The following is a 332-nucleotide window of genomic DNA, read 5'->3' as shown; positions in this document are numbered from 1 at the left end:
GGTCAATCTCGATATGACCTTGACCGAAATAGAGGTGCATGATGCCTATGGTATTGCCATGCGCGGTCAATGGGATACAAAGGGTTTGATTGTTTTCCATCTCGTGCATGTGCCCACAAGTTAACGAATGGAAGTCATCATTTGATTGATGTGCTCGCCCCTTACGCAGTGACCAACACTCTTCAGGTGCAAAGCTCGCACTTCCGGGCCAAGTGTCTCCCCAGTCTAGCTGGGTAATTAATTGATTTCGTGATGCTCGCATCAGTGAAACGCTACCGTTCACCTTACCAAGAATTCGCGGCAAGATATCTGAAACGATCTGCTGAGCTTCC

At 48.2% G+C, this 332-nt stretch carries 1 pseudogene; it reads right to left on the bottom strand.

Annotated elements, in window-relative coordinates:
- A pseudogene (locus BCT81_RS27800) lies at nucleotides 1-332 on the bottom strand (diguanylate cyclase); the annotation flags it as partial.

It is taken from the genome of Vibrio sp. 10N.261.52.A1 (assembly GCF_002876325.1).
GTDB lineage: Bacteria > Pseudomonadota > Gammaproteobacteria > Enterobacterales > Vibrionaceae > Vibrio > Vibrio chagasii.
The sequence above is the reverse complement of the archived record's forward strand: the minus strand, read 5'-3'. Positions and strand labels throughout refer to the sequence as shown.